This is a genomic window from Serratia sp. ASV30, assembly GCF_016428815.1.
GTDB lineage: Bacteria > Pseudomonadota > Gammaproteobacteria > Enterobacterales > Enterobacteriaceae > Chania > Chania fonticola_C.
In genome coordinates, this window is record NZ_JAELTL010000010.1 from 29847 (window position 1) to 56218 (window position 26372).

Consider the following 26372-nt stretch of genomic DNA (forward strand, 5'->3'; position numbering starts at 1 on the left):
GAAAGGATTATTCCACGATGAACAGCGGCTTACCAGTCATCTCTTGCGGGATTTCCATTCCCATCAGTGACAGCATGGTTGGAGCGATGTCGGACAGTTTGCCACCTTCTACCGCTTTAGCGGGTTTACCGATGTAGATCAACGGCACTGGCAAGCTGGTATGGGCGGTGTGCGCCTGGCCGGTAGCCGGATCGCGCATTTGCTCGGCGTTACCGTGATCGGCGGTGACCAGCAGTTGGCCGTCAACGGCTTTCACCGCTTCTACTACCTGCTCAATACAGTTATCCAGGGTTTCTACCGCTTTGACGGCTGCATCATAGACACCGGTGTGGCCAACCATGTCGCCATTCGGGTAGTTACAGATGATGGCGTCATATTTACCGCTGTGGATGGCTGCCAGCAGCTTTTCGGTCAACTCGGCGGAGCTCATCTCTGGCTGTAAATCGTAGGTGGCCACTTTTGGCGAGTTGATCAGAATACGGTCTTCACCTTTGAACGGTTCTTCGACGCCGCCGTTATAGAAGAAGGTGACGTGAGCGTATTTTTCGGTTTCCGAGATGCGCAACTGGGTTTTGTCGTGCTTCATCAGCCATTCACCGAAGGTGTTGGCCAGTGAGGCTGGTGGATAGGCACAGGCGGTTTTGATGTCGGCGGCGTATTCAGTCAGCATGACAAAATCACCAAACTTGACCACTTTGCTGCGTGGGAAGCCGTCGAAATCGGCATTGACGAAGGCGCGGGTGATCTGGCGCGCACGGTCGGCACGGAAGTTCATGAAGATTAACGCGTCGCCGTCGTTCATTTCGGCGCTGGCTTCGCCCGCTGCCTGGATCACGGTCGGTTTAACGAACTCGTCGTTTTCGCCACGGGCATAGGCAGCCTGCAGCGCGGCCACGGCGTTGTCGGCGGTGAATTCGCCTTTGGCCTGGGTCATCAGATCGTAGGCCAACTGTACGCGGTCCCAACGATTATCACGATCCATCGCATAGTAACGGCCGATCACCGTGGCGATACGTCCGGCACCCAGCGTGGCAAATTCGTCACTGAAACGTTTCAGTGAATTTTCAGCACTGCGCGGTGGAGTGTCGCGTCCATCCAGGAAGGCATGCAGGTAAACGGCTTTGGCTCCGCGTTGTGCGGCCAGTTTGATCATCGCCAGGATATGTTCTTCATGGCTGTGGACGCCACCAGGAGACATCAGGCCCATGATATGTACCGCTTTGCCTGCCTTCACGGCCTTGTCGACGGCGCTGGTCAGCGTTGCGTTGGTGAAGAAGTCACCGTCTTTGATCTCTTTATCCAGGCGGGTCAGGTCCTGATACACGATGCGGCCTGCGCCGAGGTTCACGTGACCGACTTCCGAGTTACCCATCTGGCCATCAGGCAGGCCGACATCCAGACCGGAAGCGGCAATCAGGGTATGTGGCTGTTGTTGCCACAGACGGTCCATGACCGGCGTTTTGGCGTTCAGGATCGCGTTGTCCTGTTGCTCTTCCCGGTGGCCGTAGCCGTCCAGGATCACCAGTACCATGGGCTTTTTCTTGCTCGACATTGCAGTAACCTCTTTATGATCGTTTTAAGTTGTGAATAGCCATCAGCCCATTGGCACTGGAATGATGGCTATTCACCCTCTGGAACCTGATGATACTACAATGTGGCCGACTAAAAAGAGCCCAAAGAGATCAAAGATGCGGTGAACAGCCTCGACTTTCTCAACGTCATGACGGTAATTTTCCAGTGTACTCCGCAGTTTCTGCATTCCCGTTTGCTTATTGGCTGTATTTGACGCATTCGGCAGGTATACTCTGAAACCTTGACTTATTTTTCCCTTAACTGACGGGAGTTGTTACACCCCATGCTGCAAGAAATTATGCAATTTGTTAGCCGGCACCCCATACTTAGTCTGGCCTGGGTCGGTCTGCTGGCTGCCGTGATCGTCATGACCTTCAAGAGCCGTTTTTCCAAGGTTAAAGAGATCGCCCGCGGTGAAGCTACTCGCTTGATCAATAAAGAAGATGCGGTAGTAGTAGATACCCGTACCCGTGATGATTTCCGCAGAGGCCATATCGCCAACGCGATCAACCTGACGGCGAGCGAGATCAAAACCGGCAGCTTCGGCGAACTGGATAAACACAAGGCCCAGCCGGTCATCGTGGTCTGTGCCAATGGTACCACCTCACGCGAACCCGCAGAAAACCTGAGCAAAGCCGGGTTTGAACAGGTCTATACCCTGAAAGACGGCATTGCCGGCTGGAGTGGGGAAAACCTGCCGTTGGCACGTGGCAAATAAATTATAGTGTGATTGAAGGGGTTTCCATGGCTAACATTGAGATCTACACCAAGGCAACCTGCCCGTTCTGTCATCGCGCCAAGGCGCTGCTGAACAGCAAGGGAGCTGCGTTTAGCGAGATTGCCATCGATGGTGATAACGTCAAGCGCGAAGCAATGATTGCGCGCAGTGGGCGAACCACCGTGCCTCAGATTTTCATCGATGGCCAACATATTGGCGGCTGTGATGATTTACATGCACTTGATGCTCGCGGTGGGCTGGATCCGCTGCTGTAAACCAGCGGCGGTCCCACTGCCAAGATGTGGGTATTGCAACCACTGAGTGTCTCTAAGGATAGTTAACCAAGGGTATTACACACATGTCAGAACAAAACAGCACAGAGATGGCTTTCCAGATCCAACGCATTTACACCAAGGATATCTCATTCGAAGCGCCAAACGCTCCGCAGGTATTCCAGCAAGAATGGCAGCCAGAAGTTAAGCTCGATCTGGATACGGCTTCCAGCCACCTGGCAGACGACGTCTACGAAGTGGTACTGCGCGTTACCGTTACCGCCTCTCTGGGTGAAGAAACCGCATTCCTGTGTGAAGTTCAGCAGGCAGGTATCTTCTCCATCTCCGGTATCGAAGGCACGCAACTGGCACATTGCCTGGGTGCATACTGCCCGAACATCCTGTTCCCGTACGCGCGTGAGTGCATCACCAGCCTGGTTTCTCGCGGTACCTTCCCGCAGTTGAACCTGGCACCGGTAAACTTTGACGCGCTGTTCATGAGCTATTTGCAGCAGCAGGCGGAAGGCGAAAGCGCTGAACCTCATCAGGATGCCTGATGAATACCGTCAATGCTTCAATGACTGTAATCGGTGCCGGCTCGTACGGCACCGCTTTAGCCATTACGCTGGCGCGTAACGGCCACCCGGTAGTGCTATGGGGGCATAACCCCGAGCAGATCCAGATTATGCAGCGCGATCGTTGCAATCAGGCGTTCCTTCCCGGCGTCCCTTTCCCCGATACCCTGTTGCTTGAAACCGATCTTGCTCGTGCATTAGCGGCCAGCCGCGATGTGCTGGTGGTGGTGCCTAGCCACGTGTTTGGTGACGTATTGCGTCAGTTGAAACCCCATCTGCGCCCAGATGCCCGCATCGTATGGGCGACCAAAGGTCTGGAAGCGGAAACGGGGCGGCTATTGCAAGACGTGGCTCGCGAAGCGCTGGGGGATACCATCCCACTGGCGGTCGTTTCTGGGCCAACGTTTGCCAAAGAGCTGGCGGCCGGATTGCCAACGGCGATCGCTCTGGCAGCCACCGACGAGCAGTTTGCCGAAGATTTACAGCAGCTGCTGCACTGTGGCAAAAGCTTCCGCGTCTACAGCAACCCGGATTTCATTGGGGTACAGCTGGGCGGTGCGGTGAAAAACGTGATTGCCATCGGTGCCGGTATGTCTGACGGTATCGGTTTTGGTGCCAACGCGCGTACCGCATTGATCACTCGTGGCCTGGCTGAAATGAGCCGTCTCGGCTCAGCATTGGGTGCCGATCCTTCCACCTTTATGGGCATGGCTGGGTTGGGCGATCTGGTGTTGACCTGCACGGATAATCAATCGCGCAACCGTCGTTTCGGTATTATGCTGGGGCAAGGCAAGGGCGTGCAGGAAGCGCAGGATAGCATCGGCCAGGTGGTTGAAGGCTATCGCAATACCAAAGAGGTATTGGCACTGGCGCAGCGCTTTGGCGTAGAAATGCCGATCACCGAACAGATCTATCAGGTGCTGTACTGTGATAAAAATGCCCGTGAGGCAGCGTTGACTCTGCTTGGGCGCACCAAGAAAGACGAAAAGCACAGTGCTTGACCTTGGCAGCGGTACAGCAATGTATCGCGCCGCGACAATTTGATTAGGTTACCCTGCCGGGATCAGGCGGGGTAGTCTGTTTTGGCAGAGAGGAAGCGATGTCGTCAGAAGAGTTAGAACAGGTCTGGAGCAGCATTAAATCAGAGGCGAGAGCACTGGCAGATTGTGAACCGATGCTGGCTAGCTTTTTCCACGCGACCTTGCTCAAGCATGAAAATCTGGGCAGCGCGCTCAGCTACATTCTGGCGAACAAACTGGCCAATCCGATCATGCCGGCGATTGCCGTGCGTGAGGTGGTGGAAGATGCCTATCGTTCCGACGCACAAATGATCGTCTCAGCGGCCCGCGATATTCTGGCGGTGCGGTTGCGTGACCCCGCAGTAGATAAATATTCAACGCCGTTGCTATACCTGAAAGGTTTCCATGCCTTGCAGGCGTACCGCATCGGCCATTGGTTGTGGATGCAGGGCCGCCAGGCATTGGCGATCTACCTGCAAAATCAAATCTCGGTCGCCTTTGGGGTGGATATCCACCCGGCGGCCACCATCGGCTGCGGCATCATGCTCGACCACGCCACCGGCATTGTGATCGGTGAAACCGCCGTGGTGGAGAATAACGTCTCTATCCTGCAGTCGGTAACCCTGGGCGGGACGGGCAAAACCAGCGGCGATCGCCACCCTAAAATCCGCGAAGGTGTGATGATTGGCGCGGGGGCTAAAATCCTCGGTAATATCGAAGTGGGGAAAGGGGCCAAGATTGGTGCCGGTTCCGTGGTGCTACAGCCCGTGCCACCACATACCACCGCCGCAGGCGTGCCCGCACGTATTGTTGGCCGCCCGGAAAGCGATACGCCATCGATGGATATGGACCAGTACTTCAACGGTGCCAATCACGGGTTTGAGTATGGCGACGGTATCTGAACAACATATCTGTAGTTATCACTAAGTACCTCCAACACCCCTGAAACCCCTTATATACTGGTGTGTGACGCAAAGTCACATATCGGTTTATATCTGTATCGCTTGTTATTACTCTGCCATTTTGGGACTATCCTAGGGACTATGATTAACTAGGTGTGAAAAGGTGTAGTCCCATGCCAGCAAAAACTAAACCATTAACCAACACCGAGATACGCAGCGCTAAGGCCACCAGCAAGGACTTGTCTTTGTATGATGGCGACGGGCTGATCCTGTATGTAAAGCCGTCAGGTTCCAAGGTGTGGCGGTTTCGTTACTACAAGCCGATCACCGGCAAGCGCCAGACAATGACCATTGGTGCGTACCCTGAAATATCTCTATCTGAGGCGCGGCAGTACCGAGAAGAAGCCAGGGCATTAGTTGCCAAGGGTATAGACCCGCAGGAATACAAGCGGGAGATAATGGCGGAGGCGCACGAGGCGAAGGTGAACACGTTGGCGAAGGTTGCTGCCGAGTGGCTGGCGGTGAAGCTGTCGCAAGACCTCAGTAAGAGCACGATCACCCAAATCAACAGAATGCTCGATGTGTACCTGTTGCCGTCTATGGGTTCGATGCCAATAACCACAATCACACCGCGCCGGGTTATTGAGGCCATGGAGTCTCTAAAGGTGGCGGGAAGGCTTGAAACCATACACCGGGCCATTCAGCGCCTACGGGAGATAATGGACTATGCCGCCAACGTTGGTTACATCACTGCTAACCCCATATCGCGGATCTCTACCGCATTCAGCCAGCCAGAAAGAACCAACAGCCCGACAATCAGACCGGAAGAGTTGCCAACGCTTTTACAGACCGTTGCCATATCACGCCTGGAACTGCCTACCCGGTTACTCATTGAATGGCAGTTGCTCACAATGACGAGGCCACATGAGGCTTCAGGCGCTGAGTGGAGCGAAATTGACACCGAGGCCAAGCTGTGGGTTATACCCGCCAATCGAATGAAGATGAAGCGTGAGCACGTCATACCTCTCTGTCAGCAAGCCTTAGACGTTATTCAGGCCATGAAGGCTATCAGTGGTGATCGAGTGCATGTATTCCCGTCATTCAAAAACCCTCAAAACTCAATGAACAGCCAAACTGTTAACGCCGCACTAAAGCGCATGGGCTACAAAGGAGAGCTGGTATCTCATGGCCTGCGCTCTATCGCCAGCACCGCACTGAATGAAGAAGGATTTAACCCGGATATTATCGAGGCCGCATTGGCGCACAGGGGCAAGGACACAATCAGGAACGCCTACAACCGCAGCGTATACCTTGAACAACGGCGTGTGATGATGGAGTTCTGGGGGAGCTATGTAGCACAAGCAGCGTCTGGGCAGGTCATGGCATCTGGTGGGCTTAAGGGATTAAGGGCCATCGCTAGCTAATAGACAGATTTTACCCATCGCTGGCACGTCTGATAAAGCCCCATTCAGACACCTCGATATTTATGACTTGCCCACAACTGTGAATAACTATCATTCTGTTTCCAAAGGGATTAATGGATAATGTGGAGGCGGGAGATCCTACTTATCCACCATTTTGGAAGGCACTTTGCAGGTGGCATGGTACACAGTGCCGATATAAAATGCAGATATAAACAGATAGTAACTGTCACAGACGGGCAGATACAGCGGCGGCGGGGAAAGGTATGAGCTGGGAAATTCTTGATGACCATCATAATTTTGTACCAGTATGGCAACTGATTAAAGGCATTGCTGATATAGGAGGCTATGACCTGAGAACGGCCACAAAATACCTATGCCGCCTAAACCCTATTGATCCAATTGATGGCACTAGAACGCTAGGTTTTTATGGGTACACTGATTTTGATGGCTATTTCCTTGCGAAGGACTACGAGTATGACCTTTGCTTGGATGCGTTCAAGATGGCCATACAAAGGGGAACCGTAAAAGCCCTTAGCCTGGGTGGTTCTAATCAACCTTATGAATCAGAGTTGTCGCTTGAGGATGGCTTCGAGCAAAGCAAAGGATTTGACTTCTTTTTGAGTAAGCGCGAGGTTCTCAAGGAAATTGAATTTCGGAACAGTGTTAATCCGGTGCAAATCCAAGTACCGGAGTGTTTAAATTTGGCTGTTAAGCATGAAGCACCAATCCCGCCATCATCCAGCAGGATATCGGACGCTGCCAAGGTTCTCATTATCTCAAGGCATGAGCATCAGCATGGTGATGTAAGCAAAAACTACCAGCGGGCAGCCGATATCATGACCGCAGAGGTTAAAGTCGCTGGTTATGTTTACGAATTCAATAGAGACACAGTGAAGCGCTGGAAGTCCGATGTATCAAAATTAAAGTTACCTGCTGCTTAAATCCCTTAATAAGGGGGCGGCTTCCCTTAATGATGGGGGATGTGATTTAACTTCCCCTCGTCACAAGTAAATATATCTGTATCCACCGGTAAGCCGGTTATCACCCAGGAGTATAGATATATGTCACTGCTAGATCGCAAAATCCTACTCAAGAAAGAAGTTAAGGCCATTCTGCGTATTTCGGCAGATAGCGCCTTTGATGATATGTGGAAAAATCACGACTTCCCCAAGCCTCTCCGCATTGGTATTCGCCGCACTGGCTGGTATGCGGATGAAGTTGAAGCGTGGCTTAAAGCGCGTAATGACGAGCGTTTTAACGCGGAGGCTGCGTAGCATGGAAATGAAAAACTGCCCCGTACAGCAGGCGGCTAGTCAGAAGGTTGGCACCTCTGATAATAGCGCCATCCCAACCATCAAGCCAGCACCGAAGAAGCACCGTGCTCGTGTGTACATGTTGAAAACTGGCGTCAATGGCTGGACTGAGAACGACATTCTCAAGTATTGCCGCCTCTCGTCTGGCCGCAACTACGCCAGCGAGCTGGAACGCCGCCTGGATATTCATCTGGAGCGTATCGACGAGAAGAACCCGGACGGAATCGGTAGCCATTTCCGCTATCGCTTTGTGAGCCGTGCTGATGTTCTGCGCGTGATCCAGTTGGTCAACCATAACGCCGCTGCTGGTGGCTATCACGGCCTTTCCCAAGGCGACATAGCCAACATCCTGACCTTGTACCCGGACGCCTTCACCGCCGCCTAACGGAGCCTGACAAATGAAACTCGAAAAAAGCAGATTCAATTCTGAGGCCGCCCCTCAGCCTGTCGCCGCCCAGGGCGTTATTGGTAATAACGACTTTGCCGCCCTAGTGCCGGTTATTTCCGGCCAGATCGGCGGGCGTGAAAATAATATTGTCAGCGCCAAGGCATTGCATAAAACGCTAGGTGTGGGCCGTGATCTCTCAACCTGGTTCAATGAACGCATTCAGGAATACGGCTTTGTCCGTGGTGTGGACTACTTCACCGACGATGACCAGGGCGCAGTATGGTTAATTAATGAACAATATTCCCCCGTTTCGGGGAAAAATAAAAAGCGTGGTCGCCCTGAGAAAGGTTACTACCCCACCTTAGCAACAGCGAAAGAGCTGGCAATGGTAGAGCGCAATGAGCAAGGCCGCGCCATTCGTCGTTACTTCATCCAGTGTGAGGAAGAATTACACCGCAGCGTTCCAGAGATAGCCGCACGTTTACGCCACCAGCTCAAATCCCGCATTGGTGCCGCCAATATGTTCAAGGCAATGTGTACGGCCTTGGAAGCTGCCAGAGCTGAGCAGGGTAAACAGACCTCACAGAACCATTACACCAACGAAAGCAACATGATTGCCCGTATCGTCCTGGGTGGCATGACGGCCAAACAGTGGGCGCAGGCGCACGGCATTGATGGTGATCCACGCGACAGCATGAACGCCGAACAGCTTGAACACTTCTCCTACATGGAAAGCACCAACATCACTCTGATTGATATGGGTATGGACTACGAGCCGCGTAAGGCTGAGTTAATTCGCCTGTCGCAACGCTGGTTAACCAAGCGCCTGGGGGCTGACCATGACTAAGCCAACAAGCAAGCCACAACCAGGGCAGCGCTACAAAGACTCACACGGCCACCGGGTAACAGTGGTTAGTGTGGAGTTCCTGCGTGTGACGTTCTACCGCGACGGATACGAGCACCCATGCGTACAGCCGTTAGAGCGCTTCGACAAGGATTATCAGCTTATCGTCGGGGGTGAGAATGATTAACGCTACCTGCCAGAAAGAAGCCTTTCCCCTGGCTGGCGACCTGTCAAAACCTGACATCTGGCCCGGGGCAATGTTAACAATTGATAACACCACCGACCGTAAAGCTGGTGGCGCGATCCTAACAATTCCTAAGGCTCTGAGTGCTGCCGGTCATTATCCGGTTTTGGATAATGCTGTTATGCATGGCTTTTTACTTACGTCAGTCTTTGCGTACCGGGTATGCAATGCGGTAGCAACTGAGTTTCTTGAGTCCATAAAAAAAGGCAGCATTTCTGCCACCCTGGAGAGTGTGAGGCAAAGTGCAAAAACGCACTGTGGTCACTCTTTTGGTTTCTTGCGCTGTTCCAGCTTGAGCTTTCGACCACAGGCATCAAGTACCCAGGCAGAAAAGTTGGCGCTGGGATTTTCTGGCTTCTCTCGCTCTACGCTTACGTCTATTTCTTCAATTAGTTCGTGCGGAAAGCGAATTCCCTTCAAGCTTGACTTGTTATTAACATTCTTAGTCGCCATTGGTTTTTCTCCTAGATGGTGTGTAAGCACTATACACAAAAGTGGAGGAAATAAAACACTTGACGTGTTAGAACACTCGGGGTTATGGTGTTCTAACACCTTATCCACAGGTAAGGCACAGGCAACACACAAAATAACGAAACCCGGCAGTGCGTCAACACTAGCCGGGTCTCTTACCACCAACGTTAATCACAGTAACGAGGTAGCTATGTCAGATCATACCACACCCTTAACCGGGCGGAATTCCCTCACCCCGAATAAGTTCACCTGGCGCTTTCTGGCGATATCCCGCACAGACCGTAACGCCAAACCTTGCCGCATGTCTGTAGAGGCACACACCGAGCGCGAAGCCCGCCAAGTGCTGGCCCCTCACTTCATCCTGTCATTGGCCGCCCGCCTGCCGGTTCAGGGGGTGAGCTATGCGTAAGCCAAAGCACGAACCTGTCGCAAACATCCTATCGCTTGCTGAACAGGCCGAGCAAATTCTAACCGTCATCTATAACAGATGTTCCGATGATATCCCCTTTGATTTACTGGAAGTTATCGGTGTGGCAAAGGATTTAACCGCAAAGGTGGCTAGCTGGCTTCAAGTTGTTGAAGGGGGTGAGGCATGAACACATACAGAATTATCGGTTACGCCGTGAATAAGCGCTTTCTGACGGTCGGTATTCACTTTGACATCAAGGGCGAGAACGCGAAGGCAGCGACCGCAAAGGCGATGAATCAAGCGCAGCAGGATGGCTATTCGCATATCCGTTTCAACCAGATTCGCGAGGTGAGCCATGTGTAAATCGATGCCACTTATTGACGCTAGAGGCCGCGTTGAGCAAGCGAAAACCACCCTTTCTGTCTGGCTTGAGGCAACAAAGGCCGGAGAGTCCGATAGACATATGATCGGCGCGGTAATGTCTTTGCTGGAAGGTGTGACAGAGGCAATGGACGAGGCGGAAAACAGTCTCGGTGACTACGTTATGCGTGACCATTCTGGGGGTAAATCATGAGCCACGAAATCACCTTAGCTAAGGCGGCAGAAAAGGCCGAACAGGCCGAAGTCGTCAGTCGTCTATTAGAGAGCTATCCGCATCAGATGGCAGAAAGTGAAGTTTCCGCCATTGCCTCGTTACTGGCCCGACTAACAGGTGAAGTTTCTACATGGCTGATTGAAGAACAGGCCCAGCGCATGGATGCCGAAGCGGCGAAGCGTGGAGGTAAACATGCATAGCATTCTTTCGCTACTTGATGCCCTGATCAAGATTGAAGCACTAGCCGCAGCAGCCGGACACCTCGCACCGAGTGGTGATGAAGGGGAGGTAAAACACCGTCTGTTGGAAGTTATCGAGATAACAGCCAAAGAGGCGCAGGACGGCAACAAGGGGGCTGGCTATGTCGAATCAAACTAACCGTTACCGCGTGTTTATTTGCGCTACTGATGCCGCTGGGTACCCTATTTCCCCTGCCTGGTATGGCAATGCTCAGAACCAGAATGAGGCTATCAAAAAGGCGTTGGACGAGGCTGTAGAGAATTGTTGGACTGTGACCAAAGTCATTGGCGTTCAGATGAAGCGCAAGCCGCAGGTGGTGGCAGCATGAATAAAATAATTGAGCCCCAAAAACCGGGATTTCCCGGTATTTCCCGCATAGAGGCCACGCCTGACGGCATCACCTTCACAGCTCTGAACGACGAAGGTGCTTTCCAGCAGCCTCGACTACTGGGGTACTCCTCCGCTATTCGTCAGCTTGACCGGGGTGATTTTGATAAATCGTTGCCTGATGGTCTGGGTGTGATAGCAGAAATTCAGCAGGCTGATACTAACGATTGGTTTACTCCATCCGATGAACAGATGGCGATTGTCTGGCGCTGGATTGTGGCCTGCCTGTTTATCTGCGAACAGCGGGATAAAAACGGAACCGTTGATGTTGAAAATGAGGACGGCGGCGCTGACCGTGCGGTTCTCTATGTGGGTGAATATGGCGGCATTTCCATTTATCCCGCGACGGAGCGTTTTTCATTGGCCACCCATATCGAGGGGCTAGCTATTGAAAAGTACGGCGCAAAGGAGGGGCTATCGCTTGCCATCAAAATGTACCAGGGAATGGCAGAGGCAGATCCTGAAGGAGGCCAACTGCGTTTGTCACCGATGGGGCGCGACGGTCTGACAATGCTCCACGATGGATTTATCGAAACTCTGAATACAGAAGGCATACCGCCAGCACCGACGGCGCACTAAGGGGAAGTTATGCGTAATATCGAATTAATCCGCGAAGTGACCAAAGCAGCCGCAAACCGCTGGCCTGATGTGTTGCCGATGGTGGGGATCGAGGTTCCTGCCAGCCCACGCGCACAAGTGGCCTGCCCGGCCTGTGGTGGGAAAGATCGCTTTCGTTTCGACGATAACAAACGCGGCTCCCATATCTGCAACCAGTGCGGGGCAGGTGACGGGCTAGACCTCATTAAGAAGGTGAAGCAGTGCGACGCCACCGAAGCCGCTCGAATGGTCGCTGATGTGCTGGGTATTGATTACCGGACAGCAGATACAGCACCAGAGACCACCAGCCAGAGCAAGGCAATAATCGAAGCCGAGCGCCAACAGCGGGAGCAGGAACGCCAGCAAACTGAGGTAGTGGAGCAGGAGCGGAAGCGCCAGCAGTTTAACCGGTGCTGGAAATCACTGACCGCCGAAGCTGTGGAGTGTGTGCCTGATTACCTTAAGGCCAAGGGGCTGACTGGCTTCACCTTCCCCACCCTGAAAGATGGCCGCTTGCTGGTGGCCCTGACCGACGAAACCGGCACAGTCACGGCAGCACAGACCATAACCCCCACTGGTGAGAAACGTCAGGTAACCGACGGCACCAAGCGCGGCGCATACCATGCCGTAAACACCACAGAACAGCCGCACACGGTGATTATTGCCGAGGGGCTGGCAACCACACTAACCGCTCACCTGATGCGCCCTGACGCGCTGACGGTGGCCGCTATCGATGCAGGGAACCTGCTACACGTTGCTCAGGTAATGCGCCGGAAATACCCAGACGCGCAGATCATCATTGCCGGGGATAACGACCACCACGCAGACGGCAGCGCCAACACTGGCAGGATCGCCGCAGAGAAAGCCGCTACCGCTGTTGCTGGATGGGTATCCGTGCCACCGACTGAATACAAAGCCGATTGGGATGACTACCGCCAGCAGAATGGCCTAGAAGCTTCTACACAAGCATTTGACGATTCGCAGTATCAGCACAAGGGGGAAGGAGTGAGCGTCCAACTGAAAGCCATTGAGGGCGGTAAAAAAGACCACCAAGAGGCTGACCCGCTAAAACCTCGCATTGAGAGCCGCACAGATGGCGTTTTCTGGATCACGCCGAAGGTAGACACGGTGAGCGGCGAGGTGATCAACAATGAATCGTGGTTGTGTTCACCGCTGGAAGTGATCGGCACAGGGCGGGATGACAAAGACCAATACCTGATTATCCGTTGGCTACCGGTAGGCGAAACCCTGCCGACAACCGCAGCTATTCCCCTGGCCGACATTGGCGAGCGTGAAGGCTGGCGCACCTTGAAAGCGGGCGGGGTGAATGTGACCACGAAAACCGCACTCAGGGCCACCCTGGCCGACTGGTTCCAACGTGCTGGCTCTCATGAGATTTGGCGTGTGGCACAGGCTACAGGCTGGCAGTGTGGGGCGTACATCATGCCAGATGGTGAGGTCATTGGTTCACCTGACAAGCCGGTACTGTTCAATGGTCGCAGTGCTGCCGCTGCCGGGTACACCGTCAAGGGAACGCCGGAGGGCTGGCGTGATTCGGTGGCGCGTTTGGCGCGGGGCAATCCGTCAATGATGGCGGGCATTGGTGCGGCGTTGGCTGCTCCCCTCATTGGGCTGGCCGGTGCTGATGGGTTCGGCATTCACTTCTACGAGCAATCGAGCGCCGGTAAGACCACCACCGCCAACATTGCCAGCAGTCTGTACGGTGAGCCTGACGCCTTACGCCTGACGTGGTTCGGGACGGCATTAGGGATAGCCAACGAAGCCGCTGCGCACAATGACGGACTGATGCCGCTGGATGAGGTGGGGCAAGGCGCTGATCCGGATAGCGTGGCGAAATCGGCCTACACCCTGTTTAACGGCGTCGGTAAGCTCCAAGGGGCTAAGGAGGGAGGCAACCGTGATTTGAAGCGCTGGCGTACCGTGGCGCTCAGTACCGGGGAAATGGACATTGAAACCTTCATCGCTACCGCTGGCCGCAAGGTTAAGGCCGGGCAGTTGGTGCGCCTGCTGAATATCCCATTGGAGAAATCACAGCAACACCATGAAACGGCCAACGGCAAGGCCCACGCCGACGCCTTGAAAGATGCTTATCAACACAACTACGGGGCCGCTGGGCGCTTTTGGATTAAGCACCTAGCCGACCACCAGCAGCAGGCCATAGCCGCTGTGAGAACCGCTGAAGAACGTTGGCGCTCACTGATACCGGCAGACTACGGCGAGCAGGTTCACCGGGTAGCGGCGCGGTTCGCTGTACTGGAGGCGGCGCTGTTGTTCGGGTGTGTCGTTACCGGTTGGGATGCGCAGGAATGCCGGGACGCGATCCAGCACAACTTTAACGCCTGGATCAAAGAGTTCGGCACCGGCAACAAAGAGCACCAGCAGATTATCGAGCAGACGGAAGCCTTCTTGAATGCCTACGGCCTGAGCCGCTTTGCACCGCTGCCCTACGATCCGCAGAGCCTGCCTATTCGTGATTTGGCCGGATACAGGGACAAGGGGAAGCATGAATGTGATGCGATGGTGTTCTACACGTTCCCAGCAGCGTTTGAGAATGAGATAGCGGGAGGGTTCAACTCGAAGCACTTCGCTAAGGCGCTGGCAGAGGCCGGGATGCTGACACCGCCAGCCAGTGGGAGAGGCTTTCAACGGAAATCACCGCGTATCAACGGGCGACAGATTAACGTGTACGTGATCCACCACCTGCCAGACGGCGAACAGTCAGAAGAATAAAATCTCTACGTGAGAGAAAACATGTTGGTTCAGTTAGTTCAGTTGGTTCAATTTGTAAAGATGACTGTTTTTAAAGGAAATTATTTTTAATTTTGAACCAACACTGAACCAACAAATGCCCGTTTTGAACCAACAAATTATTGTGTTTCTGGCTGGTGGCCCTAATCACAAGCCAGAAAACCAGCGGAGTGAGTGGGAATGAGCACACAAACCAACGTGCATACCGGGGGTGCAAAATCTACCGGCAGAATGAGCAAGGAGCACCGGGCGGAAGTGCTACGCCTGAAACAATCGGGCATGGGTTATCGCCGTGTTGCTGACATCACCGGCTTTAACCTGAGTACGGTTAAAAGCGCCTGTAAGCGGTCTGGCCTGTTCGCAGACAATCAGGTACACAAAGCCCTGTTTGCAATCCCGGAACCGCAATACGGCACCGCTGTAGCGACAGTAAAGCCACTACCGCCTCAACGTGTCATTACCGGGCATAAGCAAACGGACGCTTACCTGTGGGTGCTGGAAGTGATCGGCACTAACGAGCTGGCACACGTCGCCGCAGCAGAGGACGCGCTTAAAAAGCTGACCATTACCCCTAGGCAAGCGCAGGAACGCTACACGCAGCATCTTGTAAGCGCGGGCGCGGGTTGGACGGCCGCATTCTCAACCATGTTCATGGATGACCCACAGCACCACATCAACCGAGCCAAAGCGCAGAACAGCGAGGCGGCCAAGGTGAGAGCGGTATTCGGTAGCTATGAAGCCGCCATGAAGCCCACCCAGGCAGAGACGATGATGCTGGATAAATACGGGCATCTGTATGTCAGCGATTTGGCTGAAGGCGAAACCCGCTCAATCAGTTGGGAAGAACACGAACAGGAAGAAACGGAGCGTCAACGTAAAACCGAGGGGTTCAGGGATGCGCTTCCAGAGCCTCACACGCTCTCGGACGTGGTGAGGGAGTGGCAGTATTGGGATTGGCTCTACGGTATGCGTCAGGCGGCTTACAAGGAGCTGTATAACGATTCCCTGGTGGATAGCGAGCCGTATATTTATGACCGTGAGGATTATCTTTCTGGCCGATTGTCGCAGATCCGCCCGCTCCACCAGCGTGAGGCTGTGGATGTGTTGAAGTGGATACTGGTTCAAGAGCGATTTGAGGATGACAGCGAGGCGATATTATTCAATCTCATTGGCGCTCAATACTAACAGCAATAGCGTGAGTGAATTATTACTCAGGCAACTTTATTCGCATGTCCATACCAGGCTCTAAACATTCATAGACAGGCCCGCTCAGGTGGGCTTCAGTCATCCTCAATGTGACTTCCACAGCCATCAACAAAATCGATCGCAATGATCGAAATATACCATTGCATTTATCGCAATAATAATTGCAATCATTTCATTTTGTGCAACACTAAAGACTGTATTAATAACCAGTGAGATTGTGGCTATGGCAACGAAAGCAAACGTTAAGCCTGTTCTTTTATCTGGTGAGCAGATGGCGGCGATACTTCAAATTCAACGCCAAGAGAAACAAAAGTCACCGTTGGGTATCTCGCCAAGCATTCATGAGATTGCTCGCGGGCTGGTGGCTAAAGCGCTTACTAGCACTATCAACGAATCTAACTAAGGGGCATCCATGGCTCGTAAAGAACTCTATTACACAGTGTCAGGCACCAAAGGCCGTGACGAAGGGAAAATGTTTTACATCCAGGAGATGCCAGCATCACAGGCTGAGTGGTGGGCAATTCAAGTGGGGATGGCGATGTCTCGAAACGGCGTTGAGGTGCCAGACGATTTATCAAGCATGGGCATGGCTGCGATGGCTATGCACGGGTTGGCCCTGGTTGCGAAAATCCCGGCAGTTGAAGCTAAGCCGTTACTCGATGAACTGATGGCATGCGTTCAGGCTGTTCCAAACCCTAACGATAAGAAAATTCAGCGCACACTGGTTGAGTCCGACACCGAAGAGGTTGCTACACGCCTTAAGCTGCGTATGGAGGTTTTCAAGCTTCACGTGGATTTTTTGCTACCCGCAAGCGCTTAAATATGCCTCCGACTATGCCGGGTGATGATGTTGGCGGAATGATTGAACTCGTCAATGTGCCGAAGATTATTGGCATCATCATCTCGCATAAGTTGAATTTGGCGAGCCTCCATGAGTTAGACACGGTTTATGGCCTGGAGGATGCTTGGCGGTTTCTCGAAGTGATAACCGTTCATGATTACAACCAAATGGTCATCAACAAAGGCCAGTGAGGCGAGATAATGCCAACAGTTATTGATGCTTTAGTTATCACCCTCGGTCTTGACCCCTCTGATTTTAAGAGGGGTAGCGATGAAATGACCGAGGAAATGAAGAAGCAAAAAAAGGAATCAGAGAAATTAGCCAAGGATATGGAGGCGGCAGGTAAAAAAGCCGCCTCTTTCTTTGGTTCGATAAAGAATGAATTACTTGCTTTGGCAGGGATAACCCTAACTATCGGGGGGATAAGAAGCTTTGTTTTATCGACCGCCGACTCCCTGAGCAAGCTAGGGTATGCCGCGCAGAACCTTGGAATGAGCAGCAAGGAACTGGATGGCTGGCAGAAGTCATTTGCAAAATTTGGGGCGGGAGCTGAGCAGGTGCGCGGCTCCATGGCTGGTCTGCAGAATGACCTTGCATTACTCCAAAACAAAGGTGAGATAAGCCAGGGACTGATAACCATTACTGGCCGTCTGGGCATCAACCTTCAAGACAAGGAAGGTGCCTACAAGTCTGTTCAAGCCATTTACATGGAGTTGGCCGACCGATTCAAGAATATGGATCCGGCTACGCGTCAAATGTATGGGCGCGATGTTGGCTTGTCTCCTGAGATGGTTAACATGCTGTCGCGTGGGAGCGGTGCTGTTAAGCAGGATGTATCTCGGTATACCGCAATATCTAATGCCACGGATGAGGCGACAAAAAAAGCTCAGATGTATGAGCAGAAGCTCTCAGATCTGGCTTCCAAGTTTGATGCGACCAAGCAAAAAATCCTTATTGGCATGATGCCAGCGCTGGAACAACTTAATCGGCTTCTTGATAAGTTTGGTGATTGGGTCAATAAGAACTCAGACAAAATTGCCGCATTCTTCAATGAGGCTGCCATTGGGATCGGTGACGCAGCCAAAGCCGTTGGGGACTGGCATGGCGAATTATCGGCGCTAGCCATTTTCATGGGCGCTGTTTGGCTTGGCAGCATGTTGGGGCCAATAGGTAAAGTTATAGCCATGATTGCGCTTGCAACCTCCAAGGTAAAATCACTGCAAGAAGAAGCAGGCAAGGTTGGAAAAACAAAAGGTGAGTACCTCCTTGATAAGGTTAACGAGAACCAAGAAAAAAACGGGGTCGGTTTTTGGGAGTTCGTTGATAAAGCCAAGAATTATTTAGGCTTTGGTGATGAAGGGGAAGATCCTGCCGAGCCAGTTCAGCACGCCCAATCAGCCAACCGCTCTAAAACGAGAGGTGCGCGTAACAACAACCCTGGCAACCTTGAATTCAGAGGCCAGCGCGGGGCTGTTCCTGAGCAGGGGCCGGGAAGGTTTGCGGCATTCAAGACCATGGGCGAGGGAGTTGCCGCCCTATACCGTCAACTGATGCGGTATTTTCAACGCGGAAAAGACACCATCGCGGAAATTGTTAATACCTACGCCCCGTCCAGCGATGGGAATAATGTTCAGGCGTATATCTCCCACCTTTCCAAGGCTACCGGCAAAGGGGCTAATGAAAAGCTAAATCCCAACGACATTGAAACCATGCGAAGTTTGATGCGCGGCATTGTTGACCACGAAAGTGGGAAGGATGCGGTTAGCAATGCTGACTTAATAAAGGGATTACAGCTAGGGTCTGGTGGTTCGTTCTCCCCGGCACCAGGTGGAGGCGCTGGATCTTCAAGCGAAGTTAATATCGGGGTTCAAAACATCTATACGCAGGCAACTGATGCCAAAGGGATCGTGACAAGCATGCATGATGAATTGGGTCGCAGCCCACTGATAGGGGCAATCAACGGTGGCGTATCATGAGTGATGACAACAAGGGCTATGTAGGAGAATTAAGCGCTGAGGATAGGGCCAGTCAGGAAAACCTGCTGATTGCCATGATGAAGCAATTTATGGGGTTAAAGTGCTTCACTGCCGTGGTTAACGTGATCGCAGTGTCTACTGATGAGGAGCTATCGCCCGTTGGCTTTGTTGATGTGAAGCCGATGGTTAACCTGCTGGCGGCGAGTGGTGATAGGGTGGATCACAACACCCTTTACAGTCTCCCCTTCTTCCGATTGCAGGGGGGTAGTAACGCCATCGTCATTGACCCGCAGCCCGGCGATATCGGCGTCGCTATATTTGCAGACAGGGACATTACCAACATCAAAAAAACACGCCAGCCGGGCAACCCAGGTTCATTTAGGCGCAACCATTACTCTGATGGTCTTTACATTGGTGGATTCCTCAATGGTTCGCCAACGCAGGTCATTCAGTTTTTAAATGGCGGCATAAAAATAACCTCGCCAGAGGTGAACATTAACGGACTGAAAGTGCTTGGTGATGGGACGCTTGTTCTTAAAGACGGCATCGTTGTTGACTCTCACAAGCATGGCGGCGTTGAGTCTGGCGGCAGCTCTACCAACACACCTGAAAATTAAGGCATAAAATGAGCACATACTCGGAAAAGCTGATATCCGTGGAGTTTAAGCTTGCAAGCAACAGCGATGAAGTGGTGCGCCTGGATGGGTATCGTTGCGAAGTTAACATACAGAATGCTGGAGGGAGGAGCCAAAGCTCAATAGATATGGTGATTCACAATGTAAATCAGGATCTTTCCCAGTTAATTGTGGGGCAGGGATTCAGCCAGTTTACAACCAAAAGCACTATTTCACTGCTAGCTGGTGAGCAAGATAATCAAATACAGGTTTATCAGGGCACGGTAGTCGACGCGTATGTTGATTATAACAAAATGCCTGATGTCCCCATGCGGATACAGTCCAATAGTAAATATTACTACCAAGTGAAACCAGCCGCCCCGAACTCCTACCGAGGGGCCGCGAAGGTTCAAGACATCATAAAATCGCTGGCAGAGTCATGCGGCTATGCTTTTGTTAATCATGGCGTAGATAAAACCCTAACTGATATGTACCTGGTTGGTAGCGCAATCAATCAAATGCTGGACTGCGCAGATGCTGCCGATATTGGCATGACAATCCACAACGGGAACGTTGAGATATCCAATAAAGGCGGGATACTCACAGATATTGTCCCTGAAGTCTCCCCAGAAACCGGCATGGTTGGATATCCAACGGTGACCAATCAGGGGGTGGTAGTTAGTATGCTATTCAACCCCCAGCTACGACGGCAGGGGCGCGTTCTTATTAAGTCAGACAACAAGGCTGCTGATGGTGTATTGACGATTGTTAATCTTACTCACAATATATCATCAAAGATTCCCGGTGGCGTTTGGATGACAACCATTAGAGCAATCAAATATGCGGGGTAGTTGGTAGCTATGGCACTAAATTTAAATGAAACAACAATTTTATCAGCAATCAATGGTGGCGGGATTTTCTCGGTAATTGGCAGCGTTCTTGTTCCAAGTTATGGCGTCTATTACTCATCTTCTTCGCCAAAGATCGGGCAGAAAGCGCTTGTTTATGACACGACTGTTTCTTTTGCTCGCCAGAATGAAAGCGTGATCACTACAGCCCCCTTAGAGCGCGGTGACTATATTGCAGTGAACAAGGTTAGGAGGCCGTCAGAGATAAATCTTGTTGTGGCATTCGATGGCTGGACGGGATACAGCGGGGCCGTTCCAAACCTGCCAAATTTCACCACAACATCGAGAACGGACTTTTTAAGAACGCTAGACAAAATGGTTGAGAGCCCTGACACGTACGACATTGAAACGCCAGACGACCTCTACCGTGATTATGACTTGGCCAGGTACGACTACAAGATCGACTCAAAAAACGGCGTAACTATGCTAATTGTCTCTTTGGTGTTCCAGGCTGTGCCTGTTACAGCGAGAAGCTCAAAGGCAACGATTAACAAAAACACGAAATCAGATGCCGCGTTTGTCACTGAGAAGAGCGATAAGGCGGCGACGAGAGAGGCCAATATTGATGATGTAACCAAGGCGATTCGTTCAGCCAGGGACATGGTGCCATCAGCGCAGCCTCAAACAGTGAATACGGTTAGCCGCGCTGCTCTTGGTCTTAGTGGCGAGGCACAATTAAAGAGTGCGGTCAAAACGCTTATGGGGCTCATCTCATGAAAAAATTGATGATGATCGCATTGATTGCCATGCCTTTCGTTGCAAATGCTGATAGAGAGTCGCAGGAGCGCATAGATGATGCATGCATGGATCAGGCCAAAGTGTTCTCAGTGGTTGCCTACCAATCAGCGCAGTTCTATCCTGATAAGGATTTGGCTGTCAAACAAGCCGACTGGGCAGCTAGGCAGGTTAACAAAGAGAGCCCCAATATAGCCTTTGCTCGCCGCATAGTTGAGGAAATATTCAGAAACTCACCGATGAGGCGGGTATTTAGGGATGGACACGATTTAGATTTTATGTGGCCGTATTATCAAAGTTGCCGCGACGAGCCAGAAAACTACCTTAGCGACTACAACTCCATTAAGACGGGGTAAGTGGCAGTGTATGGGGGGCGGTTCCGCCAGCTTTAAAGCGCAACAGTTTGATGATTTATACACACCATAAAAAGGTGAGATTTCTCACCTTTAGCTTAGATGATTAAGCGACAAGTACGGGAGAGCACGCCGGGTGGAGGCAATGCCATGACTCACAGCACAAAGAAAAAGGTTAACCGCTACTTTAACGGCAAGATTACGGCAAGGCTGATTGTGTCGGTTGAGGCTGATATTGTCGCCCTGGTGGATGAAGTGATAACGGGTAACCCAACACACCCCGCAGCGCGGAACCGTTCGGAGTTCGTGAGGCTGGCAATACTGGAGAAACTGGGGAGGGGCGGGTAGGTAAATCTTTGACCCCTTCACCTGACAGACCACCAGCACCCTATCAATTTAACGCTAACCCGATTTCTTTGGATTCATGGGCCTGTAAAACGAAACATAAAGCAATTCGCAAATTGGCCTAAAAGCCGCACCACGACAGGGATAAGCCCGATTGCGCACGGTTCGCATTTCTTTTAACTCCCATATTATTTCGTATTCAAAAATCTGGAGATTGCGAAAATGAGAGAGCAAACCAGAAGCTACACAGACGCACTCCCACGCATTGGGTTAGCGTACCTTGGGAATATGCGCCGGGATTTGGCAGATATGCCAGACGGACATGCCACCAGTGCCACCACCGAAAGCGGGACGTTGTGGATCGCCAGGAATGGTAACGGGTACACCGCCACCATCAACGGGCATTCGTTCACGCTATCACTCACAACTACTCAGGCTGGTTACGGCGTGCGTCATTGGTATCTATGCCCTCACTGCCACCAGCGATGCGCAAAGCTCCATATCGGGCGTAAGGATATCGCCTGCCGTAAGTGTTGGGGGCTTCACTACGCCAGCCAGAGCGAGGATAGGTTAGCCAGAATGCGCCGGTTAATGAGAAGTAAGCGCCTTGCCATCTGGCCCCATAACACACCGGAGTTAATGAACCTGTTCAAGACGCCTTTCCAGTTTGCCAAGCCCAAGGGTATGAGGTGGGAAACGTTTGAGCGTAAGCGTTGGCAGTTGTTCCGGCAGGAGGAACGCTACTGGAAGGTATTCATCCCTGCAATTGAACGCCTGACAGGGAAGATTGAAAGGGATTAGGCCTGTGAGTGACCAATAGTCACGCACAAATGCGAATTGCGAATATGGCCGAAGGGTTCCAGGCATAGGCGGTGATCCAGACAATGCCGATCACCACCGAATGGCAGCATTTAACACCATCAAGTTAAAAATGTACGTTAGTCCATAAGTTCGAAATTCTAGCTAAGGTGAGAATCACCATTGATTACGCTAAAATGGCGGTGATCCACGTAAGGAGTGGTCACCACTACCCTAAGGTTGCCCTAAAGGATGTGCTGTTGAGAGCAGGCTACCAATCATCGGAGGTGATACCGTGCTTGACCGTCATACTATGGAACTGGCGTTAATCAGCGTCGCCAAGCGGGAAGGATTGACCTTGAACGGTAAAGACCTGCTAGACATCCGTACCAATGTTTCGATGGCACTGGCGGCCAAGGAGCGCCACCGGCAGCGGATGAACACACCGGCCTACCAGTGGAAGAAGCCAGCACCACGCAGGTAATCAGTAGACAACCACAAGATCACCACAAGGTATTGTGGTAACACAACACCCCTAACTACGGCTGAAGCACTGCTGATAAGATTGATAGGTAAAAACGTTCAATACACCCTTTGGTGGTGTTAAACAGGCTTAACAACCACATATAGTGTTTTGCATTGATGTATAGCTAGCTATACAAAAGCAAGTGCGCCCGGTCACATTGACATAAAAGCAACATAGTGTAGATTTAGCATCAACTGAGCCCGGCCCCCTGGCTTGATCCTATCTTAGATGGGTGATTGTTATGGCCGGGCCTTCTCATATCTGGGGGCAGGGAAACTCTGAATGGCTGATCCGGTAAAGGTTCATAAAGAATATGACGAACTAATCGATCTGCTACTTTCCCGTGGCATGAATGTGCCCGACCGTCCCCATGCAATAAAAAAAATCTCGCAGGTAGGCTATTACCGCCTATCGGGTTTTTGGTATCCGTGTCGAATCCCTCACATAACGTCTGAAAATATCAGAACTCGATTGGATCAGGTGCGCCAAGGGACAAACTTTCGGGATGTATACGACCTGTATTTGTTCGATAAAAATCTTCGTCTTCTGATGATGAATGCCTTGGAACGAGTCGAAGTTTATGTTCGCTCTGTCATTGCACATGAAATTGGCAAAATATCCCCTCTTGGGTACCTGGACGATGCGCTGATCAACCCCAAACACTTGAAGCCACGGCATGGTGGGCGTTGTAGCGCAAGAGATGAATGGCTTACCAAGCATTCAAACGAAATAGCCAAAAGCAGAGAGGATTTTATCAAGTGGCACGAGGGTAAATATGAAGGATTGCCGTTCTGGGTAGCTATTGAGGTTTGGGATTTTGGCTTAATGTCAAAATACTATGCCATGCTGAAGGATGGTCACCGCAATGGGATACTTTCTAGGCTTGGTATAGCTCCTGGTAATGGTGCTATCTTTCAAAACTGGCTTAGCGCCATGAACGTGCTTAGAAATCGTTGCGCTCATCACTCACGTATCTGGAACAAAGTTAACGAGCCAAAGATAATGCCATTACCAAACCATCCTTATTTCGAACGTTTGAACATGAACGACGATGCTTATGAAAGGATGTACGGGATGATAGCCGTGCTATGGCTATTGGTGAAAGAAATTGGCCCCGGTTCAACCTGGATTAGGCATGTTGCTGACTTGATAGATACCAAGCCACTTTTACCAGGGTGTAATTTGACGGCGATGGGGTTCCCTAACAATGAGGGGTTCCCCCGAAAATTATTTGATATTGAATAAATTAGCTTTGTGTTATCCGGTCAGGGCGGCAGTAATCAGGTTGGTATTATTCCCCTGACGCTTCCAGGCGCTGTAAATGTCCTTATCCCATGCCTTACCCGCCTTGGTCTGATAGCCAGCATCATTGAGCCGCTCAGCGATGATCCGGCCATTGTCCAAACCTTCCCCGATAGTCTGGGCAACAATGGCAATCACAGCCTTTTCATTGTACGGGTGTGGAGGTATGCCTGACTTACCGGCAACTAGGGCCGCCGCTGCCATTTCCATTCGCTCCACCAGCGCCAGCATACGCTTATCAGAATCAGCCACAGGGCGATTTAGCTTGCTCCTGATGGCATCGACCAGCCAAGCCGACTTATCGCTACCTGACTCCGCCACGGCCTGATTAAAGGCATCCTGTAAATCTGCCGGAACCCGGAACGCCACTAAGTTGGATTTGCTCACACTCGCACCTCGATAGCCAGTTGATAGGCATACAGTGTACTACTGTATAACAGTGTTATACATAGCTGGTGGCTGAATTTAAGGACTTGATAGAGGGCGATGATTCTTTCCCTGGCTGGTGGAGTTTCGCGACCAGTACGCACAAGACAAGATGATCGCCACTGAACCAACACGAAAAGCCCCTTTGTTGGTTCAAAACGGCCTTGTGTTGGTTCACTTTTTGAAAATAAAGTCATATAAAACAATTATCTTTACAAATTGAACCAACTGAACCGACTGAACCAACATACTTTTGTTTATATATAGAGAATCCCAGAGCAAAAAAACGCTTTCAAACGGTGGAATGCGGCTTGGCGGGGAGCTAACCACTTTAAATGTGTGATTTGCGTCACAAAGTGGTTTTTGGCTATTTCGGTACGCACTCAAAAGTACGCAGACCGGTACGCAGCGAAAACGCACCTAACGGTAAGATTACGGTAAGGTCACACGATGGTCGCACTAAGGTTTACCTGGATTGTTGCGAACTGAGCCAAATAGTTGGCTGAGTGGTGTTGTGGTTTCCAGTCGTGAGGTTTCCAAACAGGTTTCCACCGAAAACAGGGTTCGAAATTTTGGATTAGTTAGGATGATAGGGTCGCTGGGTATAGTAGTATCAACAGAGCTTATCCCATGTACCGCCTTTCCCCGTCCTGCTTTGCACACCTCAAAAATGATTCAGCACGTCCAAAGTAACCAGGGCAGCCAGGAGGGAAGGTTGCCAAGGCGGTTGCCACCAAAACGGAGGGTTTCACCGTGGCAACCATATGCCGCTAAATTTATACTGGTTAATACAGAATGAACACCAAGCGTAGACACATCAACAGCACCTACCCCGCGCACCGCTTGCCTCTGGGTGGTGTTGAGAGCCTCATAATAGATTAAGCCCGTCTTAAATAAATTGGCCCGGTTAGCTTTATTTGGATTGTCATCCTGCGTCCGCATCCAACCAGATTAGTTTTATTATGTTTGTCTTAGTGGCGACCAACAGCGGTTGCTGGCAATGGTTAACCCCTTCTACGTGCTGCCCTTGATCAACCTGATGGGGTAATCAAAACGGCAGAGCATGTAAAGCCTGATGGTAAAGCACCTGCACGAATGTAAGCCTGTGGAGCGGTTCGCGGTCCTGGTCCGCACCGAAAAGGCTGTATCTGATTGCGCACCTGGTATCCATGCGCGGGGTATCCACTTTGGTATCCACAGAAATGATGTGTTTTCGCAACCAAGCATTGATCTCGCTGTGCCACCAATCACAGGATGCTATCTACCCCGCTCCAGAACATCCGAGTCAAAAAACTATCTAACCGAGGAAATATGATGGATGAAAATAACAGATTTCAGCTTGTGCCCAACAAGTGGGTTTCTGAAAGGCTTCTGATAACACTTACCGGCCTCACAACGCACATGATCCAGCATGCCCGCCGCACATCATGGATGGAGGGGCGTGAATATCGGCATATAGCAGCCGACATGCAACCGAAGCAGAACAGCACGATTATGTATAACCGGCATGAAATTGATAATTGGGTGGAGCGACAAAAGCCAGCGACCCGCAGGAAAATCAATAAGTGAATCGTTGCCCGGCCTTATCAAGGCTATGAGGAAT

The 26372-nt window shown here is 51.6% G+C and carries 37 protein-coding genes; 33 read left to right on the forward strand and 4 right to left on the reverse strand.

Annotated features, from left to right (window positions below):
• Positions 1–7: 7 nt before the first annotated feature.
• Positions 8–1552: a 2,3-bisphosphoglycerate-independent phosphoglycerate mutase gene (gpmM, locus tag JHD74_RS06300; protein WP_074029864.1), complete on the reverse strand. Its 1545-nt coding sequence runs from the start codon at positions 1550–1552 to the stop codon at positions 8–10.
• A 303-nt stretch (positions 1553–1855) separates the two neighbouring features.
• Here gpmM and JHD74_RS06305 point away from each other — a divergent pair, with 303 nt between their 5' ends.
• From JHD74_RS06305 to JHD74_RS06355, 11 genes are all read left to right on the forward strand, one after another.
• The gene (locus tag JHD74_RS06305) at positions 1856–2290 is read left to right on the forward strand and encodes a rhodanese-like domain-containing protein (protein ID WP_021807259.1); all 435 of its coding nucleotides are present in this window, start codon (positions 1856–1858) and stop codon (positions 2288–2290) included.
• Positions 2291–2316: 26 nt separating this feature from the next.
• The gene (gene grxC / locus JHD74_RS06310) at positions 2317–2565 is read left to right on the forward strand and encodes a glutaredoxin 3 (RefSeq protein WP_024482902.1); all 249 of its coding nucleotides are present in this window, start codon (positions 2317–2319) and stop codon (positions 2563–2565) included.
• Positions 2566–2648: 83 nt separating this feature from the next.
• Positions 2649–3119 carry a protein-export chaperone SecB gene (gene secB, locus JHD74_RS06315; protein ID WP_021181865.1) on the forward strand — a complete coding sequence of 157 codons (471 nt, stop codon included), beginning with the start codon at positions 2649–2651 and terminating at the stop codon, positions 3117–3119.
• Positions 3119–4138: an NAD(P)H-dependent glycerol-3-phosphate dehydrogenase gene (gene gpsA, locus JHD74_RS06320; RefSeq protein WP_024482901.1), complete on the forward strand. Its 1020-nt coding sequence runs from the start codon at positions 3119–3121 to the stop codon at positions 4136–4138. The genes secB and gpsA overlap by 1 nt, the downstream gene beginning before the upstream one ends.
• A gap of 98 nt (positions 4139–4236) precedes the next feature.
• Positions 4237–5058, forward strand: a complete 822-nt coding sequence (cysE, locus tag JHD74_RS06325) for a serine O-acetyltransferase (RefSeq protein ID WP_021181867.1) — start codon at positions 4237–4239, stop codon at positions 5056–5058.
• 173 nt (positions 5059–5231) lie between these two features.
• A complete protein-coding gene (locus tag JHD74_RS06330) occupies positions 5232–6482 on the forward strand; it encodes an integrase domain-containing protein (protein WP_199062108.1) in 1251 nt (416 codons plus the stop codon).
• Positions 6483–6745: 263 nt separating this feature from the next.
• A complete protein-coding gene (locus JHD74_RS06335; RefSeq protein WP_199062109.1) occupies positions 6746–7423 on the forward strand; it encodes a hypothetical protein in 678 nt (225 codons plus the stop codon).
• A gap of 120 nt (positions 7424–7543) precedes the next feature.
• Positions 7544–7756, forward strand: a complete 213-nt coding sequence (locus JHD74_RS06340) for an AlpA family transcriptional regulator (RefSeq protein ID WP_199062111.1) — start codon at positions 7544–7546, stop codon at positions 7754–7756.
• A 1-nt stretch (position 7757) separates the two neighbouring features.
• Entirely contained in the window at positions 7758–8180 is a 423-nt protein-coding gene (locus JHD74_RS06345; protein ID WP_199062113.1) for a hypothetical protein, read from the forward strand.
• Between the two features lie 13 nt (positions 8181–8193).
• Positions 8194–9030 (forward strand): antA/AntB antirepressor family protein, encoded by an 837-nt coding sequence (locus JHD74_RS06350; RefSeq protein ID WP_199062115.1) that lies wholly within the window; start codon positions 8194–8196, stop codon positions 9028–9030.
• Positions 9023–9214: a DUF4222 domain-containing protein gene (locus tag JHD74_RS06355; RefSeq protein WP_199062117.1), complete on the forward strand. Its 192-nt coding sequence runs from the start codon at positions 9023–9025 to the stop codon at positions 9212–9214. Before JHD74_RS06350 ends, JHD74_RS06355 begins: the two co-directional genes overlap by 8 nt.
• A gap of 318 nt (positions 9215–9532) precedes the next feature.
• Here the strand turns inward: JHD74_RS06355 and JHD74_RS06360 are convergent, their stop codons facing one another.
• Positions 9533–9724, reverse strand: coding sequence for a YlcI/YnfO family protein (locus JHD74_RS06360; protein ID WP_199062119.1), 192 nt, complete (start codon positions 9722–9724; stop codon positions 9533–9535).
• A gap of 208 nt (positions 9725–9932) precedes the next feature.
• On the opposite strand from JHD74_RS06360, the gene JHD74_RS06365 reads away from it, so the two are divergent.
• The 18 genes from JHD74_RS06365 (at position 9933) to JHD74_RS06450 (ending at position 21720) form a co-directional block, all read left to right on the forward strand.
• Positions 9933–10151: a host cell division inhibitor Icd-like protein gene (locus JHD74_RS06365; RefSeq protein ID WP_199062120.1), complete on the forward strand. Its 219-nt coding sequence runs from the start codon at positions 9933–9935 to the stop codon at positions 10149–10151.
• Positions 10144–10338, forward strand: coding sequence for a hypothetical protein (locus tag JHD74_RS06370; RefSeq protein WP_199062121.1), 195 nt, complete (start codon positions 10144–10146; stop codon positions 10336–10338). Before JHD74_RS06365 ends, JHD74_RS06370 begins: the two co-directional genes overlap by 8 nt.
• A complete protein-coding gene (locus JHD74_RS06375) occupies positions 10335–10514 on the forward strand; it encodes a hypothetical protein (RefSeq protein ID WP_199062122.1) in 180 nt (59 codons plus the stop codon). Before JHD74_RS06370 ends, JHD74_RS06375 begins: the two co-directional genes overlap by 4 nt.
• A 207-nt stretch (positions 10515–10721) precedes the next feature.
• Positions 10722–10946 carry a hypothetical protein gene (locus JHD74_RS06380; protein WP_199062123.1) on the forward strand — a complete coding sequence of 75 codons (225 nt, stop codon included), beginning with the start codon at positions 10722–10724 and terminating at the stop codon, positions 10944–10946.
• Entirely contained in the window at positions 10939–11124 is a 186-nt protein-coding gene (locus JHD74_RS06385) for a hypothetical protein (protein ID WP_199062124.1), read from the forward strand. The genes JHD74_RS06380 and JHD74_RS06385 overlap by 8 nt, the downstream gene beginning before the upstream one ends.
• On the forward strand, positions 11108–11314 hold the full coding sequence (locus JHD74_RS06390) for a hypothetical protein (protein ID WP_199062126.1): 207 nt from the start codon (positions 11108–11110) through the stop codon (positions 11312–11314). Before JHD74_RS06385 ends, JHD74_RS06390 begins: the two co-directional genes overlap by 17 nt.
• On the forward strand, positions 11311–11952 hold the full coding sequence (locus tag JHD74_RS06395) for a hypothetical protein (protein WP_233169465.1): 642 nt from the start codon (positions 11311–11313) through the stop codon (positions 11950–11952). The genes JHD74_RS06390 and JHD74_RS06395 overlap by 4 nt, the downstream gene beginning before the upstream one ends.
• 9 nt (positions 11953–11961) lie before the next feature.
• Positions 11962–14721: a TOPRIM and DUF927 domain-containing protein gene (locus JHD74_RS06400; protein ID WP_199062131.1), complete on the forward strand. Its 2760-nt coding sequence runs from the start codon at positions 11962–11964 to the stop codon at positions 14719–14721.
• 198 nt (positions 14722–14919) lie between these two features.
• Positions 14920–15924, forward strand: a complete 1005-nt coding sequence (locus JHD74_RS06405) for a hypothetical protein (protein ID WP_199062133.1) — start codon at positions 14920–14922, stop codon at positions 15922–15924.
• Positions 15925–16168: 244 nt separating this feature from the next.
• Positions 16169–16348, forward strand: a complete 180-nt coding sequence (locus JHD74_RS06410; RefSeq protein WP_199062135.1) for a hypothetical protein — start codon at positions 16169–16171, stop codon at positions 16346–16348.
• Positions 16349–16357: 9 nt separating this feature from the next.
• Complete coding sequence (locus tag JHD74_RS06415; RefSeq protein WP_199062136.1) at positions 16358–16765, forward strand: hypothetical protein; 408 nt, start codon at positions 16358–16360, stop codon at positions 16763–16765.
• 38 nt (positions 16766–16803) lie between these two features.
• Positions 16804–16977 (forward strand): transglycosylase, encoded by a 174-nt coding sequence (locus tag JHD74_RS06420; protein ID WP_233169466.1) that lies wholly within the window; start codon positions 16804–16806, stop codon positions 16975–16977.
• Positions 16978–16986: 9 nt separating this feature from the next.
• Positions 16987–18762: a hypothetical protein gene (locus tag JHD74_RS06425; RefSeq protein ID WP_199062138.1), complete on the forward strand. Its 1776-nt coding sequence runs from the start codon at positions 16987–16989 to the stop codon at positions 18760–18762.
• Entirely contained in the window at positions 18759–19379 is a 621-nt protein-coding gene (locus JHD74_RS06430) for a Gp138 family membrane-puncturing spike protein (protein WP_199062140.1), read from the forward strand. Before JHD74_RS06425 ends, JHD74_RS06430 begins: the two co-directional genes overlap by 4 nt.
• An 8-nt stretch (positions 19380–19387) precedes the next feature.
• Positions 19388–20227: a hypothetical protein gene (locus JHD74_RS06435; protein WP_199062143.1), complete on the forward strand. Its 840-nt coding sequence runs from the start codon at positions 19388–19390 to the stop codon at positions 20225–20227.
• A 9-nt stretch (positions 20228–20236) separates the two neighbouring features.
• The gene (locus JHD74_RS06440) at positions 20237–21001 is read left to right on the forward strand and encodes a phage baseplate protein (RefSeq protein ID WP_199062145.1); all 765 of its coding nucleotides are present in this window, start codon (positions 20237–20239) and stop codon (positions 20999–21001) included.
• Positions 20998–21375, forward strand: a complete 378-nt coding sequence (locus JHD74_RS06445; protein ID WP_199062147.1) for a hypothetical protein — start codon at positions 20998–21000, stop codon at positions 21373–21375. Before JHD74_RS06440 ends, JHD74_RS06445 begins: the two co-directional genes overlap by 4 nt.
• A 147-nt stretch (positions 21376–21522) precedes the next feature.
• A complete protein-coding gene (locus JHD74_RS06450) occupies positions 21523–21720 on the forward strand; it encodes a toxin-antitoxin system protein (protein ID WP_199062148.1) in 198 nt (65 codons plus the stop codon).
• 267 nt (positions 21721–21987) lie between these two features.
• Here JHD74_RS06450 and JHD74_RS26875 read toward each other — a convergent pair whose 3' ends face one another.
• Positions 21988–22122 carry a hypothetical protein gene (locus JHD74_RS26875; protein WP_255519163.1) on the reverse strand — a complete coding sequence of 45 codons (135 nt, stop codon included), beginning with the start codon at positions 22120–22122 and terminating at the stop codon, positions 21988–21990.
• Between the two features lie 234 nt (positions 22123–22356).
• On the opposite strand from JHD74_RS26875, the gene JHD74_RS26575 reads away from it, so the two are divergent.
• The 3 genes from JHD74_RS26575 to JHD74_RS06465 all read left to right on the forward strand — a co-directional run bounded on the left by JHD74_RS26575 (position 22357) and on the right by JHD74_RS06465 (position 24286).
• Positions 22357–22518 (forward strand): hypothetical protein, encoded by a 162-nt coding sequence (locus JHD74_RS26575; RefSeq protein ID WP_233169467.1) that lies wholly within the window; start codon positions 22357–22359, stop codon positions 22516–22518.
• Between the two features lie 292 nt (positions 22519–22810).
• The gene (locus JHD74_RS06460; protein ID WP_199062150.1) at positions 22811–22999 is read left to right on the forward strand and encodes a hypothetical protein; all 189 of its coding nucleotides are present in this window, start codon (positions 22811–22813) and stop codon (positions 22997–22999) included.
• Between the two features lie 324 nt (positions 23000–23323).
• On the forward strand, positions 23324–24286 hold the full coding sequence (locus JHD74_RS06465; RefSeq protein ID WP_199062152.1) for an Abi family protein: 963 nt from the start codon (positions 23324–23326) through the stop codon (positions 24284–24286).
• Between the two features lie 12 nt (positions 24287–24298).
• Here the strand turns inward: JHD74_RS06465 and JHD74_RS06470 are convergent, their stop codons facing one another.
• Positions 24299–24730 (reverse strand): hypothetical protein, encoded by a 432-nt coding sequence (locus JHD74_RS06470; protein WP_199062153.1) that lies wholly within the window; start codon positions 24728–24730, stop codon positions 24299–24301.
• A gap of 1353 nt (positions 24731–26083) precedes the next feature.
• Between JHD74_RS06470 and xisR the strand changes: the two genes are divergently transcribed.
• Complete coding sequence (gene xisR, locus JHD74_RS06475) at positions 26084–26338, forward strand: excisionase family protein (RefSeq protein ID WP_199062154.1); 255 nt, start codon at positions 26084–26086, stop codon at positions 26336–26338.
• Positions 26339–26372: the final 34 nt, after the last annotated feature.

Coding starts and splice junctions, on each gene's coding strand:
- JHD74_RS06355 (WP_199062117.1), top strand. CDS start 9,023: ATGACTAAGCCAACAAGCAAGCCACAACCAGGGCAGCGCTACAAAGAC.
- JHD74_RS06395 (WP_233169465.1), top strand. CDS start 11,311: ATGAATAAAATAATTGAGCCCCAAAAACCGGGATTTCCCGGTATTTCC.
- JHD74_RS06405 (WP_199062133.1), top strand. CDS start 14,920: ATGAGCACACAAACCAACGTGCATACCGGGGGTGCAAAATCTACCGGC.
- JHD74_RS06370 (WP_199062121.1), top strand. CDS start 10,144: ATGCGTAAGCCAAAGCACGAACCTGTCGCAAACATCCTATCGCTTGCT.
- JHD74_RS06400 (WP_199062131.1), top strand. CDS start 11,962: ATGCGTAATATCGAATTAATCCGCGAAGTGACCAAAGCAGCCGCAAAC.
- JHD74_RS06380 (WP_199062123.1), top strand. CDS start 10,722: ATGAGCCACGAAATCACCTTAGCTAAGGCGGCAGAAAAGGCCGAACAG.
- cysE (WP_021181867.1), top strand. CDS start 4,237: ATGTCGTCAGAAGAGTTAGAACAGGTCTGGAGCAGCATTAAATCAGAG.
- grxC (WP_024482902.1), top strand. CDS start 2,317: ATGGCTAACATTGAGATCTACACCAAGGCAACCTGCCCGTTCTGTCAT.
- JHD74_RS06305 (WP_021807259.1), top strand. CDS start 1,856: ATGCTGCAAGAAATTATGCAATTTGTTAGCCGGCACCCCATACTTAGT.
- JHD74_RS06330 (WP_199062108.1), top strand. CDS start 5,232: ATGCCAGCAAAAACTAAACCATTAACCAACACCGAGATACGCAGCGCT.
- JHD74_RS06445 (WP_199062147.1), top strand. CDS start 20,998: ATGAAAAAATTGATGATGATCGCATTGATTGCCATGCCTTTCGTTGCA.
- JHD74_RS26575 (WP_233169467.1), top strand. CDS start 22,357: ATGAACCTGTTCAAGACGCCTTTCCAGTTTGCCAAGCCCAAGGGTATG.
- JHD74_RS26875 (WP_255519163.1), bottom strand. CDS start 22,122: ATGCCCGTTGATGGTGGCGGTGTACCCGTTACCATTCCTGGCGATCCA.
- JHD74_RS06335 (WP_199062109.1), top strand. CDS start 6,746: ATGAGCTGGGAAATTCTTGATGACCATCATAATTTTGTACCAGTATGG.
- JHD74_RS06440 (WP_199062145.1), top strand. CDS start 20,237: ATGGCACTAAATTTAAATGAAACAACAATTTTATCAGCAATCAATGGT.
- JHD74_RS06450 (WP_199062148.1), top strand. CDS start 21,523: ATGACTCACAGCACAAAGAAAAAGGTTAACCGCTACTTTAACGGCAAG.
- secB (WP_021181865.1), top strand. CDS start 2,649: ATGTCAGAACAAAACAGCACAGAGATGGCTTTCCAGATCCAACGCATT.
- JHD74_RS06360 (WP_199062119.1), bottom strand. CDS start 9,724: ATGGCGACTAAGAATGTTAATAACAAGTCAAGCTTGAAGGGAATTCGC.
- JHD74_RS06365 (WP_199062120.1), top strand. CDS start 9,933: ATGTCAGATCATACCACACCCTTAACCGGGCGGAATTCCCTCACCCCG.
- JHD74_RS06390 (WP_199062126.1), top strand. CDS start 11,108: ATGTCGAATCAAACTAACCGTTACCGCGTGTTTATTTGCGCTACTGAT.
- JHD74_RS06465 (WP_199062152.1), top strand. CDS start 23,324: ATGGCTGATCCGGTAAAGGTTCATAAAGAATATGACGAACTAATCGAT.
- xisR (WP_199062154.1), top strand. CDS start 26,084: ATGGATGAAAATAACAGATTTCAGCTTGTGCCCAACAAGTGGGTTTCT.
- JHD74_RS06340 (WP_199062111.1), top strand. CDS start 7,544: ATGTCACTGCTAGATCGCAAAATCCTACTCAAGAAAGAAGTTAAGGCC.
- JHD74_RS06415 (WP_199062136.1), top strand. CDS start 16,358: ATGGCTCGTAAAGAACTCTATTACACAGTGTCAGGCACCAAAGGCCGT.
- gpmM (WP_074029864.1), bottom strand. CDS start 1,552: ATGTCGAGCAAGAAAAAGCCCATGGTACTGGTGATCCTGGACGGCTAC.
- JHD74_RS06435 (WP_199062143.1), top strand. CDS start 19,388: ATGAGCACATACTCGGAAAAGCTGATATCCGTGGAGTTTAAGCTTGCA.
- JHD74_RS06410 (WP_199062135.1), top strand. CDS start 16,169: ATGGCAACGAAAGCAAACGTTAAGCCTGTTCTTTTATCTGGTGAGCAG.
- JHD74_RS06420 (WP_233169466.1), top strand. CDS start 16,804: ATGATTGAACTCGTCAATGTGCCGAAGATTATTGGCATCATCATCTCG.
- JHD74_RS06385 (WP_199062124.1), top strand. CDS start 10,939: ATGCATAGCATTCTTTCGCTACTTGATGCCCTGATCAAGATTGAAGCA.
- JHD74_RS06345 (WP_199062113.1), top strand. CDS start 7,758: ATGGAAATGAAAAACTGCCCCGTACAGCAGGCGGCTAGTCAGAAGGTT.
- JHD74_RS06350 (WP_199062115.1), top strand. CDS start 8,194: ATGAAACTCGAAAAAAGCAGATTCAATTCTGAGGCCGCCCCTCAGCCT.
- JHD74_RS06375 (WP_199062122.1), top strand. CDS start 10,335: ATGAACACATACAGAATTATCGGTTACGCCGTGAATAAGCGCTTTCTG.
- JHD74_RS06425 (WP_199062138.1), top strand. CDS start 16,987: ATGCCAACAGTTATTGATGCTTTAGTTATCACCCTCGGTCTTGACCCC.
- gpsA (WP_024482901.1), top strand. CDS start 3,119: ATGAATACCGTCAATGCTTCAATGACTGTAATCGGTGCCGGCTCGTAC.
- JHD74_RS06430 (WP_199062140.1), top strand. CDS start 18,759: ATGAGTGATGACAACAAGGGCTATGTAGGAGAATTAAGCGCTGAGGAT.